Source organism: Cellulosilyticum ruminicola JCM 14822 (assembly GCF_001311925.1).
GTDB classification, from domain to species: domain Bacteria; phylum Bacillota; class Clostridia; order Lachnospirales; family Cellulosilyticaceae; genus Cellulosilyticum; species Cellulosilyticum ruminicola.
Genome location: NZ_BBCG01000077.1, coordinates 1 through 12525 on the forward strand (window position 1 = coordinate 1; position 12525 = coordinate 12525).

A 12525-nucleotide genomic window follows, 5' to 3' on the forward strand; every position below is an offset into this window, starting at 1 on the left:
TAAAAGAAATAAAGGCTCACCCAGAACTTTATAAGTTTTTACCGATTAATTCTACATTTGATACATATGAAACGATTATCACTAACCTTGATAGAGAAGAGTTTTCACCAGAAGAATTGAAAAAGCTATATCATATGAGATGGGGAATAGAAACTTCTTTTAGAGAATTAAAATATGCATTAGGGCTTACAAGTTTTCACGCAAAAAAGGTGGCATACATTACCCAAGAAGTCTTTGCAAGGCTTGTTATGTATAACTTTTGTGAAATAATTACACTGCACGTAGTCGTTCAGCAAAAGCCTACTAAGTATGGCTATCAAGTAAACTTTACTGTAGCCATTCATATCTGCAAAAAATTCTTTAGAGATGAAAATGTACATCCACCTAATGTTGAAGCCCTCATTCAAAAGAATGTATTACCTATTCGTGAAAATCGCTCTGACCCTCGCAAGGTCAAATTTAAAAAAGCGGTAAGCTTCAATTATAGGGTAGCATAAAAATAGGTATTTACCAATTTTTTAGACAGAATAAGTATTCTGTCTATTTGCCATGCTTAAAATTATACATTTAGATAGAGTTTAAGCTATAAAAAAGGTCATCTACCAATATTTAACTATTCGTAGATGACCTTTTTATATAATATCACTTAACTAAATGACATTGGCTACGAGGGAGCATAGTTTTGCTCTAATCTCGAAGCCACCATTTAGGTAGTCTTATTTATTCATAAACCTTGAAACCATTGAAAATATTAGATTTTTTCCTACTCGAATTCTATCGTTGCTGGTGGCTTTCCTGTGCAGTCGTAGAGTACACGGTTAACCCCTTTAACTTCATTGACGATTCTAGTTGTCACTTTTCCAAGTACTTCCCAAGGAAGGTCTGCTGATTCTGCTGTCATGAAGTCAGATGTTGTGACTGCTCTTAAGGCTACTGCGTAGTCGTATGTTCTTTCATCGCCCATTACGCCTACTGAGCGCATGTTTGTGAGGGCTGCGAAGTATTGACCTAAGTTTTTGTCTACGCCTGCTTTGGCGATTTCTTCTCTATAGATGAAGTCAGCGTCTTGAACGATGCGTACTTTTTCTGCTGTTACTTCTCCGATGATACGGATACCAAGGCCTGGGCCTGGGAATGGTTGTCTAAATACTAAGTAGTCTGGAATTCCGAGTTCAAGTCCTGCTTTACGCACTTCATCTTTGAATAATAATCTAAGTGGTTCGATGATTTCTTTGAAATCTACGCAATCAGGAAGTCCACCTACATTATGATGTGATTTGATGACTGCTGATTTTCCAAGTCCACTTTCAATAACGTCTGGGTAGATTGTTCCTTGTACTAAGTAATCTACTGCACCGATTTTTTTGGCTTCTTCTTCAAATACACGGATGAATTCTTCACCAATAATTTTTCTTTTACGTTCTGGTTCTTCTACGCCTTTTAATTTTTCATAGAATCTTTCTTGTGCGTTTACACGAATGAAGTTAAGGTCATAATGTCCTTCTGGTCCGAATACTGCTTCTACTTCGTCCCCTTCATTTTTTCTAAGTAAACCGTGGTCTACGAATACACATGTAAGTTGTTTACCGATAGCTTTAGAAAGTAAAACTGCTGCTACTGATGAGTCTACCCCACCAGATAAAGCACATAATACTTTACCATTTCCGACTTTTTCACGAAGTACTGTAATTGTAGATTCTACGAATGAATCCATTTTCCAGTCACCTTTACATTCACAAATATTTTTAACGAAGTTAGAAAGCATTTTCATACCTTCTTGTGTATGCATAACTTCTGGATGGAATTGTACTGCATAGAGTCCTTTTTCTACGTTTTCCATAGCTGCTACTGGACATACTGGTGTATGCGCTGTAACTGTGAAATCAGCTGGTGCCTTAGCAATATAGTCAGTATGACTCATCCAGCAAATTGTAGAAGGTGATACCCCTTCAAATAATCTAGATGTAGTTTCCACATTAACTTCTGTTTTTCCATACTCACTTACAGGCGCTGTTTCTACCTTTCCATCTAAAAGGAATGCCATAAGTTGAGATCCATAACAAATTCCAAGTACAGGAATACCTAATTCGAAAATTTCTTTACCACAAACTGGTGAATCTTCTGCATATACACTATTAGGACCACCTGTAAAAATAATCCCTTTTGGATTCATCTCTTTAATTTTTTCAATACCGATATTATAAGGATGAACCTCACAATACACATTATTCTCTCTTACACGTCTCGCAATAAGCTGGTTATACTGTCCACCAAAGTCCAAAACGATTACCAGTTCATGTTTCATTTTTCTGACCCCTCCTTAAAATTTATAAAAACAAATTCATATGAACTATATTATAACAATTTTGTATATTTTTCTATATTTTTTCATGCTATCTACTAGTATAAATCCAAATTTAAAAATTCCAACGCCCTATCTAGAAGGTAGGGAACTGAGTAACTGGTGTCTGTAGCATCGGTTTCGTAATATGCTTTACAAACTCTTAGTGAATATTTTTAATGGGTTTTAGCTGTGCTGTTTGAGCGTAGCAAGTTCACAGCGCTCATTAAAAATATGAACTTAGAGTTTGTTAAGCCTACGGAGTTAGATGCGTAAGACACCAGTTACTCAGTTCTCGAACCCCTCTTAGTAATCTACACTATAGTTAGGTGCCTCTTTAGTGATTTGAATATCATGTGGATGACTTTCTTTGAGACCAGCGCTTGTAATTTTTACGAACTGTGCTTTTTCTCTTAGTTCATCAATTGTTTTAGCTCCTGCATATCCCATACCAGCACGAAGTCCTCCTACCATTTGGAATACTGTATCTGCTACATATCCTTTATAAGCTACACGTCCTTCTACACCTTCTGGAACTAATTTTTTAGCATCTTCTTGGAAGTATCTATCTTTACTTCCTTTTTCCATAGCTGCAATTGATCCCATGCCACGATATACTTTGTATTTTCTTCCTTGATATAATTCAACTGCTCCTGGGCTTTCTTCACAGCCAGCAAGCATTGAACCCATCATACATACGCTAGCACCCATACCGATAGCTTTTACTACGTCTCCAGAATATTTGATACCACCATCTGCGATAACTGGTACACCATATTCAGCGGCTGCATTTGCACATTCTTCAATAGCTGTAATTTGAGGAACCCCCACACCAGCTACAATGCGAGTTGTACAAATAGAACCAGGTCCGATACCAACTTTAACGCAATCTGCACCAGCTTCGATTAAAGCTCTTGTTGCATCTGCTGTTGCTACGTTACCAGCAATGATTTGAAGTTCTGGATATTTCTCTTTTACTTTTTTAACTGTATCAAGTACGCCTTGAGAATGTCCGTGAGCTGTATCGATTGTAATAACATCAACCTTAGCTTTTACAAGCGCATCTACACGATCTAAAATATTTGTTGTTACACCAACAGCCGCCCCAACTAAAAGTCTACCTTGAGCATCTTTAGCTGCTTTAGGATACATAATTGCTTTTTCAATATCTTTAATTGTAATAAGACCTTTTAAATTACCATCTTTATCTACGATAGGTAATTTTTCAATACGATGCTCAGAAAGAATTTTTTTAGCTTCTACTAAATCTGTTCCTTCTGGAGCTGTAATAAGATTTTCACTTGTCATAACTTCTTTAATTTGACGATTATGGTTTGTTTCAAAACGTAAGTCACGATTTGTTAAGATACCTACGAGTTTACCATCTTCAGTAATTGGGACACCTGATATTCTGAATTTCGCCATAAGTTCATTTGCTTCATATACGAAGTGCTCTGGACTTAATGAAAATGGATCTGTGATAACACCATTTTCAGAACGTTTTACTTTATCTACCTCATCTGCTTGTGCTTCGATAGACATGTTTTTATGAATAATACCAATACCACCTTGTCTTGCAATAGCAACTGCCATTCTAGCTTCTGTTACTGTATCCATCCCTGCACTCATAAAAGGAACATTTAATTTAATTTTTTTAGTAAGTTTAGTTGTTAAATCTACTTCCTTAGGTAATACATTAGAGTATCCTGGAATTAATAAAATATCATCAAATGTAATTCCTTCTTTTACTATCTTTGCCATTTTACTGCCTCCCAAAGTTATGATAAATGTTTTTATTTTATGCCAAAAACCGAACATTAAAATAATATTATTGTTTTTTGTACACTTTATCATATTTTAAGACAAATTGTCAAGTATATTCCAAAATACTCAAAAACCTTGTATATTTTGTTGATTTTTGCTATCCTCTCACTTATTTATTGTAAACAAATATAATAATAAAAAAAATATTCTTCCTCTCTTTTCTCTATTCGTCTCTCTAATATTCGAATTTACTCATTTACTGTTCGTTTACAATAGACATTTGTTGTTTTCTATTTTAGATATTTTAATATGTATGCATTATGCCTGTATAAAATTTAAAAAGTAGCACACACCATTTAGTATGTACTACTTCTAAAGTTAATTTATTTTATACTTATTACATTCTACGAATAATCTTATTAGGTGATTGTTTAAACATTTCATCTAAGAAATCTTTGCTAGGTGAAATAAGAATTTTAGTTGCACCATATTGTGTATCCCCAATGATTACGTATGTATTTTTATCGTTTGAATTATCACTAGCATTAATAACTTTTTTAACACCTTGTCCTTCAAGTTCGTGACGGTGATTTGCATCATCCATTGGCGCCATAATGCTAATCTTTCTTAAATTAACTGTTGTTACTCTTTTTCTTTTTGAACGGTTGTAAATTACATCAATGTCTAATTCTTCATTTGTAAGTATATACTCATATTCTCTACTAAACATAATGAATAAATATCCAGCCCCTAACAATGCAACTATTGTAATAATAGGCCCAAATAGTGCTCCCCCGAAGATCATTCCTAATAGTATAACGGCAAATGCGCATACTACGATTAATGTCTGCATTATAACATCTTTTGGTGATTTCTTTTGCTTAATCATGTACTCTTTAAAAGTTGCTGTCATCATTTTCCCATTCATCCTTCCACTAAAATATAATTGCCCATTATTATAGCTGAGCTAAATATGACGGAGTATTGTTTAAGTAAATTTTATTGTATATAAAACATTACTCTACTATATAAAAATACTATAAAATACACATTTTTTCAATACTATCCAGTTTAATTGCATTTACTTAATTGTAAAATACTGTGTAATAAATATAGTACCTATCCTCATAATGTATTATAATACATTATGAAACAAAAATATTATAAACAATTCAAACTTTAAGGAGGGTTTCCCTTGGATTTTTTATTTATGTTAAAAGCAGCTATTCTCGGTATCATAGAAGGACTTACTGAATTCTTACCAGTCTCTTCAACTGGTCATCTAATCATCTTTGGTAACTTGCTTCGCTTCTCTAACAATACAGATTTTGCAAATATGTTTACAATGGTTATTCAACTTGGTGCTATCTTAGCAGTACTTGTTTTATATCGTAAAAAAATTATTGATACAGTTATACATCTCTTCCCAAGTAAAAATGTACCATACCCCAAAAGTGGTATTTACTTCTGGGGTATGGTAGCAATCTCTTGTGTGCCTGCTGCTGCTATAGGTATTCCTTTTGATGACTTAATAGAAGCTAAGCTCTTTAATCCTCTTGTAGTAGCTTGTGCGCTCTTTATTGGTGGTCTTTGGATGATGTATGCTGAAAGTAAGTTACGTGGCAATCAAACCACTTCTTTATCAGATACACTCATTACGCCTAAAATCGCTATTATCGTTGGACTCTTCCAAGTGCTTTCTATGGTACCTGGCATGTCTCGTTCAGCTTCTACCATCATAGGTGGTTGGGTAGCTGGCCTCTCAACAGTGGCTGCGGCTGAATACTCTTTCTTCCTTGCCATCCCCGTTATGTTTGGTCAAGCATTACTTAATGTCCTCAAAGCTCAAAATACATTAACAAACACAGAATGGACAGCTCTTGCTGTAGGTTTCATCGTTTCCTTTATTGTTGCCCTATTAGTTATTGATGGTTTCCTAACTTACCTGAAGAAAAAGCCTATGAAAGTATTTGCTATTTATCGTATTATCTTTGCCTTCGTTGTCTTAGGTTGTGGTATACTTGGACTGTTTTAGATAATATTTATTTTTAAATCTTATACTACTTAATTTAAAATGAGGGTGTCGCAAAATTATTAGTAATTTTACGACACCCTCTATATTATTTATATACAAGTATATGTATTTTGCTTTCCCTACCTCATTACTACACCTGAATCATGATTTCTTTTTACATCAACACCATCTTCATTGTCTTTGTCAATCTTAACTGTGTTTTTGCCATCTTCATCAATATGAATCACGTCTTCATTATCATTAATTTTAATCTTTATAATATCCTTTGAGTTTTTAGGTGGAGCCATATTCACGATGCCATTTCCACTCTCTTTTTCGTCCTCTTGACTCTCATCGGTAGAAACTATACTACTGCTTCCTTCTTCCTCTATATCATCCATTATTATCTTAGGTTTATCTTTTCTCTTGGTATCACTTTCTCGCTTCTCTAACAGCGCTTGTTGATCATTAGCATTATCTTTAATGCGTTGCTGTTTTTTCTCTTCTATCTCTTTTTCTTGGCGTAGTGCTTCTTCTTTTTCCGCTTTTGTTGTACATCCCACAAGCATTACACTTATCATCATGATACAACTCAGCCCTAGTATTTTTACTAAACTCCTCTTATCAAGTTTCATCCTAAGCCCTCCAATACAAAAAGTAACTAGCCAATATTTCTAGCTAGTTACTTCTCGTGTCATTTATATCTATTTAATTATAAGTGTTGCCATAGGGCGGGAATTACATCATTCCCATTCCGCCCATACCACCCATACCACCTGCTGGCATAGCTGGTTCATCTTTCTTAATATCAGCTACAATACATTCTGTTGTTAAGAATGTAGATGCTACTGATGTTGCATTTTGAAGTGCACTTCTTGTTACTTTAGTTGGATCAACGATACCTCCATCAATCATATTTACATATTCTTCTGTAAGTGCGTTAAATCCAATACCCGCTGCAAGTTCTGCAACTTTATTAATAACTACAGCTGGTTCAAGACCTGCATTTAATACGATTTGACGAAGTGGTGCTTCAAGAGCAGCCATAATGATTTTAACACCTGTTTTTTCATCACCTGCTGTTGTATCTAATAATTTAGCTACATCTTTTTTAACGTGGATATATGTGCTACCACCACCACCGATGATTCCTTCTTCTACAGCTGCACGTGTAGCTGCTAAAGCATCTTCAATACGAAGTTTCTTTTCTTTCATTTCTGTTTCTGTTGCAGCACCAACTTTGATAACTGCTACACCACCAGCAAGTTTAGCAACTCTTTCTTGCATTTTTTCTTTATCGAAATCAGATGTTGATTGTTCAATTTGGTTACGGATAAGAGCAACTCTTTCTTTGATTGCTTCTTTGTTACCAGCACCATCAACGATTACTGTATTTTCTTTTGTAACTTTGATACTTGCTGCACGACCAAGCATATCAATTGTAGCTTCTTTAAGGTCAAGACCTACTTCTTCAGAGATTACTGTACCTCCTGTAAGGATAGCAATATCTTGAAGCATATCTTTTCTTCTATCACCAAATCCTGGGGCTTTAACAGCTACACAGTTAAATGTACCACGAAGTTTGTTTACAACTAATGTTGCAAGTGCTTCACCTTCTACATCTTCTGCAATGATAAGAAGTTTAGAACCTGTTTGAACGATTTGTTCAAGTACTGGTAAGATATCTTGAATATTTGTGATTTTTTTATCTGTAATTAAGATATATGGATTATCAAATACAGCTTCCATTTTTTCTGTATCTGTTACCATATATGCTGATAAATATCCACGGTCAAATTGCATACCTTCTACTACATCTAATTCTGTAGTCATTGTTTTTGATTCTTCTACTGTAATAACACCATCGTTTGACACTTTTTCCATGGCATCTGCGATTAAGTTACCAACTTCATCATCACCAGCTGAAATAGCAGCAACTCTAGCAATATGGTTTTTGCTATTTACTGTTTGGCTCATAGATTTGATTGACTCTACAGCAGCATCTGTAGCAGCTTTCATTCCACGACGAACGATGATTGGGTTAGCACCAGCTGCAATATTTTTAAGACCTTCTGTAATCATTGCTTGAGCTAAAACTGTAGCTGTAGTTGTACCATCACCAGCTACATCATTTGTTTTAGTAGCAACTTCTTTAACTAATTGAGCTCCAATATTTTCAAATGGATCTTCAAGTTCGATTTCTTTTGCAATTGAAACACCATCATTTGTAATAAGTGGTGTACCAAAAGATTTATCTAAAACCACGTTACGACCTTTTGGTCCTAATGTTACTTTTACTGCATTTGCTAATTGATCAACACCTGCTTGAAGTGATTGTCTTGCTTCTAATCCAAAACGAATTTGTTTTGCCATGTTTATAAGCCTCCCATTATGAGTTTAAACTCATTTATTTATTTAGGATAATTTCTCGTCCTTACCCTATATATATTCACTAACTCTATTACTATAAGTTGATTTTCAATTACTCTACGATTGCTAAGATATCGCTTTGTTTAACGATAACATATTCTTCTTTTTCTAATGTTACTTCTGTACCTGCATATTTAGAATAAATTACTTTATCTCCAACTTTAACTTGCATTTCTACTTTTTGACCATCTACCATACCGCCAGGTCCTACTGCTACAACTACTGCTTCTTGTGGTTTTTCTTTTGCAGCACCTGTTAAAATAATACCTGATTTTGTTTTCTCTTCTGCTTCAAGATGTTGAATTACAACTCTATCGCCTAATGGTTTTAAGTTCATAAAGAAAGACCTCCCTAAGTTCCTATATTTTTAATTTATTAGCACTCACTACACTAGAGTGCTAATTGATATTTATAATATTATGGTATTATTACCTTTAATGCAAATTTTATTTTAGTTAATTTAATAGTTTTATCTCTGTTTTTTATTAGTTTTCTTTCATTTTTAAGCTTTTTCTTTTGTTTTTATTTTTTCAGTAAAAAGTGCATTTTCTCTACCATAAAAGAAAAGATATTGTTGGGCATAACCAGCTAAATCTCCAAAGTATGATTTCGCAAATTTTTGTATCTCAGCAAGCTTTACTTCTCTTCCTTCGAAATACAATCCTTCCATAACACGTTTAATCCATACATCAGTTGGAAAGAGTTCCATCTTAGAGTATGCAAATAATAAAATACAATCCGCAATCTTAGGCCCTACTCCCTTTATACTCATAAGTTTTTCTTTAGCTTCTTCAGCAGGCAATAAATATAGTTCATTTAATACTATTTCTTCATTTAATATTTTATGACATGCATCTAAAATATACGGCGCCCTAAAACCAACTTTACAGGCACGCAAGTCTTCTTCCGTAGCATCCTTTAATTGTTCTGGTGTTGGAAAAGTATAATACCCTTTGCATTCTTCATCCTCTATAGGTGTACCAAACTGCATGCTAATATTCTTAATGCATTCTTTAATATGTGAAATAGCTTTATTTTGTGAAATAATAAAGGATATTAGCATTTCCCAAGGATCTTGCTTCAATATTCTAATACCACGCCCAAAGGTTACAGCTTTCGCCATATATTCATCTTTAGCTGATAATGTACTAGTAATCTCAGCATAATTCGTATCAATGTCTAAATAGTGACTCCATACTTCATCTAGTTCACTAATATTAGTATTGTAAATCATTACACTACTAGATTCTTCGTGTTGTGCTAACTTGATTACTTTTTGCTTTGCAACAAGCATATAACTTTGTTCTGTTATTTTTTCAAAACGAAATACTTGTCCACTCTCTAAAATTTGTCTCACATCAAAATGATCCAAATGCCCTAGCATCACCACATTTTTCATGTTGTCACACCCTTTACTATTATTCTTTAGATATTATTTCCAATTTATAGATAAATAACCACTTTGTATACTAGTTCATTATTTTATATTTGTTTATTACTATTAATGATTATTATACTTCCTTTATGTTATGCTAGTAATATAATTACTACTGAAAGGAAGTTTGTCATGAAAGATACAATCTATACTATTCCTCTAACAGAAGCATTTAATGCACAGGATGAATGCCCTTTTTGCTTTATTACACGCAAACTTGAACAAGATGCAATCTCTTTTATTTTAGGTGCTGCTTATATGGAAGATGATATTCGTGCAGTTACAGATAAAATAGGTTTTTGTAAAGAACACTATAAAAAAATGTATGATTACGGTAATCGCCTTGGTAGTGCACTTATTCTTCATACTCATTATATCGCCCTTCAAAAAGAACTGGCACAACAAATTGAAGCTTCTCTCCTTCTAAGGCAAGTTTCTTTGATAAATTTAAAAAAGCCAAAACAATTGATGATGCAGAACACAATTGCATTAGTGATTGGATAGATTCTCAAAACAAATCTTGTTATGTATGTGATTATATAGATACGAACTTTATCCGTTATATGGATACATTCTTCTATCTTTATAACTCTACACCAGACTTTAAAAAACTATTTAATGAAAGTAAAGGTTTCTGCTTACCTCACTTTAGTAATCTTATGAGACTTTCTCATACTAAAATCTCTGAAAAGGATAAACCTGAATTTTATAATATACTCTTTAAACTAACACAAGATAATCTTAAACGTATAGAAGAAGATCTTTCTTGGTTTATTGATAAATATGATTATCGCAATAAAGATGCTGATTGGAAAAATTCTAAGGATGCTATACCAAGAGGTATGCAAAAATTAGCAAGTGGTTATGTACAAGACCCACCTTTTAAAGAAAAATAAAAGCTAATATTCTACATAATAATTTTAGGAAGTAGCTAGTAAAAATATTATACTAATTACTTCCTATTTAAATCTTTAATATAAAACAAAAAGAAATGTTATGAAATCTCATAACACTTCTTTTACTAGTAAGCCGATGATCGGACTCGAACCGATAACCTGCTGATTACAAATCAGCTGCTCTGCCAATTGAGCCACATCGGCATCATCCATATTTCTATAGATAACGTGCACAGAAGGATTCGAACCCTCGGCCTTCTGATCCGTAGTCAGACGCTCTATCCAGCTGAGCTATGCGCACTTATTCATTAGTTAATTTACATAATATATAATCCATTTCAAAAAATTAACACCTACTATGTAAGTGTAATTTAGTGGACCCTCGGGGACTCGAACCCAGGACCGTCCGGTTATGAGCCGGATGCTCTAACCAACTGAGCTAAGGGTCCATAAGCACAAACCTAAAATTATGTATAAGCCGATGATCGGACTCGAACCGATAACCTGCTGATTACAAATCAGCTGCTCTGCCAATTGAGCCACATCGGCATCATCTATATTTCTATAGATAACGTGCACAGAAGGATTCGAACCCTCGGCCTTCTGATCCGTAGTCAGACGCTCTATCCAGCTGAGCTATGCGCACTTATTAATACTCATTGTGAGTATCTCTACTCTTATTTACTTCATTTACATCTATATTTCTATAGATAACGTGCACAGAAGGATTCGAACCCTCGGCCTTCTGATCCGTAGTCAGACGCTCTATCCAGCTGAGCTATGCGCACTTATTCATTAGTTATTATAATCTATTTTCTTTTTTTAATATGCCCGAGACCGGAATCGAACCGGTACGAGGGTTAGCTCGCAGGATTTTAAGTCCTGTGCGTCTGCCAGTTCCGCCACTCGGGCATACAAGTGGTCGCTACAGGGCTCGAACCTGTGACCCCCTGCTTGTAAGGCAGGTGCTCTCCCAGCTGAGCTAAGCGACCATATTGCTATTAATACTACTGGGATAGTATAACGACCCAGAAGGGACTCGAACCCTCGACCTCCGCCGTGACAGGGCGGCGTGCTAACCAGCTGTACCACTGGGCCAAACCTTTTATAACTTTCTAATGGACCTCGGGGACTCGAACCCAGGACCGTCCGGTTATGAGCCGGATGCTCTAACCAACTGAGCTAAGGGTCCATACATTATAAATCACATTATATGGTTTATAATAAGCCGATGATCGGACTCGAACCGATAACCTGCTGATTACAAATCAGCTGCTCTGCCAATTGAGCCACATCGGCATAATTGTAATCCCTTAATCTTTACTGATTAGAGTTAAGTTATAATGACCCGTACGAGAATCGAACTCGTGTTACCGCCGTGAAAGGGCGGTGTCTTGACCGCTTGACCAACGGGCCTTCTTACTTCAATACCACTTTATTGAAAACTCCCCGAGTAGGGTTCGAACCTACGACCCTTCGGTTAACAGCCGAATGCTCTGCCGCTGAGCTATCGAGGAATATAACACACTCACTTGAGTACTTAAGAAGTATATCATGTTCACTGACTTATGTCAATAGCTTTTTTGTTTTTTTTACCATTTTATACTTCCAAAACTAAACACAATTAAAATTTAACCTGTTTTTT

At 34.9% G+C, this 12525-nt stretch carries 11 protein-coding genes and 13 tRNA genes; 4 read left to right on the forward strand and 20 right to left on the reverse strand.

What is annotated here, in order from left to right; all coding sequences use genetic code 11:
* The coding region (locus tag JCM14822_RS16370) for a transposase (protein ID WP_157047839.1) at positions 1-497 on the forward strand (497 nt) is incomplete at its 5' end.
* A 266-nt stretch (positions 498-763) separates the two neighbouring features.
* Here JCM14822_RS16370 and guaA read toward each other — a convergent pair.
* From guaA to JCM14822_RS16385, 3 genes are all read right to left on the reverse strand, one after another.
* Positions 764-2305 (reverse strand): glutamine-hydrolyzing GMP synthase, encoded by a 1542-nt coding sequence (guaA, locus tag JCM14822_RS16375; protein ID WP_054743473.1) that lies wholly within the window; start codon positions 2303-2305, stop codon positions 764-766.
* 342 nt (positions 2306-2647) lie between these two features.
* The gene (guaB, locus tag JCM14822_RS16380) at positions 2648-4102 is read right to left on the reverse strand and encodes an IMP dehydrogenase (RefSeq protein ID WP_054743475.1); all 1455 of its coding nucleotides are present in this window, start codon (positions 4100-4102) and stop codon (positions 2648-2650) included.
* Between the two features lie 400 nt (positions 4103-4502).
* On the reverse strand, positions 4503-5021 hold the full coding sequence (locus JCM14822_RS16385) for a DUF6106 family protein (RefSeq protein ID WP_054743477.1): 519 nt from the start codon (positions 5019-5021) through the stop codon (positions 4503-4505).
* A 279-nt stretch (positions 5022-5300) separates the two neighbouring features.
* Between JCM14822_RS16385 and JCM14822_RS16390 the strand changes: the two genes are divergently transcribed.
* Positions 5301-6140, forward strand: coding sequence for an undecaprenyl-diphosphate phosphatase (locus JCM14822_RS16390; protein ID WP_054743479.1), 840 nt, complete (start codon positions 5301-5303; stop codon positions 6138-6140).
* A gap of 119 nt (positions 6141-6259) precedes the next feature.
* Here the strand turns inward: JCM14822_RS16390 and JCM14822_RS16395 are convergent, their stop codons facing one another.
* From JCM14822_RS16395 to JCM14822_RS16410, 4 genes are all read right to left on the reverse strand, one after another.
* Entirely contained in the window at positions 6260-6754 is a 495-nt protein-coding gene (locus JCM14822_RS16395) for a hypothetical protein (protein WP_054743480.1), read from the reverse strand.
* 103 nt (positions 6755-6857) lie between these two features.
* Entirely contained in the window at positions 6858-8492 is a 1635-nt protein-coding gene (gene groL, locus JCM14822_RS16400) for a chaperonin GroEL (protein WP_054743483.1), read from the reverse strand.
* A gap of 109 nt (positions 8493-8601) precedes the next feature.
* Complete coding sequence (gene groES, locus JCM14822_RS16405; RefSeq protein ID WP_054743485.1) at positions 8602-8886, reverse strand: co-chaperone GroES; 285 nt, start codon at positions 8884-8886, stop codon at positions 8602-8604.
* Positions 8887-9051: 165 nt separating this feature from the next.
* Positions 9052-9948 (reverse strand): DNA-3-methyladenine glycosylase family protein, encoded by an 897-nt coding sequence (locus tag JCM14822_RS16410; RefSeq protein WP_054743487.1) that lies wholly within the window; start codon positions 9946-9948, stop codon positions 9052-9054.
* Positions 9949-10116: 168 nt separating this feature from the next.
* Here JCM14822_RS16410 and JCM14822_RS23260 point away from each other — a divergent pair, with 168 nt between their 5' ends.
* Both JCM14822_RS23260 and JCM14822_RS23265 read left to right on the forward strand, forming a co-directional pair.
* Entirely contained in the window at positions 10117-10488 is a 372-nt protein-coding gene (locus tag JCM14822_RS23260) for a DUF6062 family protein (RefSeq protein WP_306307370.1), read from the forward strand.
* Positions 10485-10880: a DUF6062 family protein gene (locus tag JCM14822_RS23265; protein WP_306307371.1), complete on the forward strand. Its 396-nt coding sequence runs from the start codon at positions 10485-10487 to the stop codon at positions 10878-10880. The genes JCM14822_RS23260 and JCM14822_RS23265 overlap by 4 nt, the downstream gene beginning before the upstream one ends.
* A gap of 131 nt (positions 10881-11011) precedes the next feature.
* Here the strand turns inward: JCM14822_RS23265 and JCM14822_RS16420 are convergent.
* The 13 genes from JCM14822_RS16420 to JCM14822_RS16480 form a co-directional block, all read right to left on the reverse strand.
* Positions 11012-11084: transfer RNA gene (locus tag JCM14822_RS16420), tRNA-Thr, on the reverse strand.
* Positions 11085-11107: 23 nt separating this feature from the next.
* A tRNA-Arg gene (locus JCM14822_RS16425) sits at positions 11108-11181 on the reverse strand.
* Positions 11182-11255: 74 nt separating this feature from the next.
* Positions 11256-11329: transfer RNA gene (locus JCM14822_RS16430), tRNA-Ile, on the reverse strand.
* 27 nt (positions 11330-11356) lie between these two features.
* Positions 11357-11429 (reverse strand) — tRNA-Thr (locus JCM14822_RS16435).
* Positions 11430-11452: 23 nt separating this feature from the next.
* Positions 11453-11526, reverse strand: a tRNA-Arg gene (locus JCM14822_RS16440).
* A 68-nt stretch (positions 11527-11594) separates the two neighbouring features.
* Positions 11595-11668: transfer RNA gene (locus JCM14822_RS16445), tRNA-Arg, on the reverse strand.
* Between the two features lie 40 nt (positions 11669-11708).
* Positions 11709-11792, reverse strand: a tRNA-Leu gene (locus JCM14822_RS16450).
* Between the two features lie 7 nt (positions 11793-11799).
* Positions 11800-11872: transfer RNA gene (locus tag JCM14822_RS16455), tRNA-Val, on the reverse strand.
* A 32-nt stretch (positions 11873-11904) separates the two neighbouring features.
* A tRNA-Asp gene (locus tag JCM14822_RS16460) sits at positions 11905-11978 on the reverse strand.
* A 20-nt stretch (positions 11979-11998) separates the two neighbouring features.
* Positions 11999-12073, reverse strand: a tRNA-Ile gene (locus tag JCM14822_RS16465).
* A 33-nt stretch (positions 12074-12106) separates the two neighbouring features.
* Positions 12107-12179: transfer RNA gene (locus tag JCM14822_RS16470), tRNA-Thr, on the reverse strand.
* A 45-nt stretch (positions 12180-12224) separates the two neighbouring features.
* Positions 12225-12296: transfer RNA gene (locus JCM14822_RS16475), tRNA-Glu, on the reverse strand.
* 29 nt (positions 12297-12325) lie between these two features.
* Positions 12326-12397: transfer RNA gene (locus JCM14822_RS16480), tRNA-Asn, on the reverse strand.
* Between the last annotated feature and the right edge of the window lie 128 nt (positions 12398-12525).

Excerpts from the sequence above, each read along its gene's own strand:
- guaA (WP_054743473.1), bottom strand. The coding sequence starts at position 2,305 with ATGAAACATGAACTGGTAATCGTTTTGGACTTTGGTGGACAGTATAAC.
- guaB (WP_054743475.1), bottom strand. The coding sequence starts at position 4,102 with ATGGCAAAGATAGTAAAAGAAGGAATTACATTTGATGATATTTTATTA.
- JCM14822_RS16385 (WP_054743477.1), bottom strand. The coding sequence starts at position 5,021 with ATGATGACAGCAACTTTTAAAGAGTACATGATTAAGCAAAAGAAATCA.
- JCM14822_RS16395 (WP_054743480.1), bottom strand. The coding sequence starts at position 6,754 with ATGAAACTTGATAAGAGGAGTTTAGTAAAAATACTAGGGCTGAGTTGT.
- groL (WP_054743483.1), bottom strand. The coding sequence starts at position 8,492 with ATGGCAAAACAAATTCGTTTTGGATTAGAAGCAAGACAATCACTTCAA.
- groES (WP_054743485.1), bottom strand. The coding sequence starts at position 8,886 with ATGAACTTAAAACCATTAGGCGATAGAGTTGTAATTCAACATCTTGAA.
- JCM14822_RS16410 (WP_054743487.1), bottom strand. The coding sequence starts at position 9,948 with ATGAAAAATGTGGTGATGCTAGGGCATTTGGATCATTTTGATGTGAGA.
- JCM14822_RS23260 (WP_306307370.1), top strand. The coding sequence starts at position 10,117 with ATGAAAGATACAATCTATACTATTCCTCTAACAGAAGCATTTAATGCA.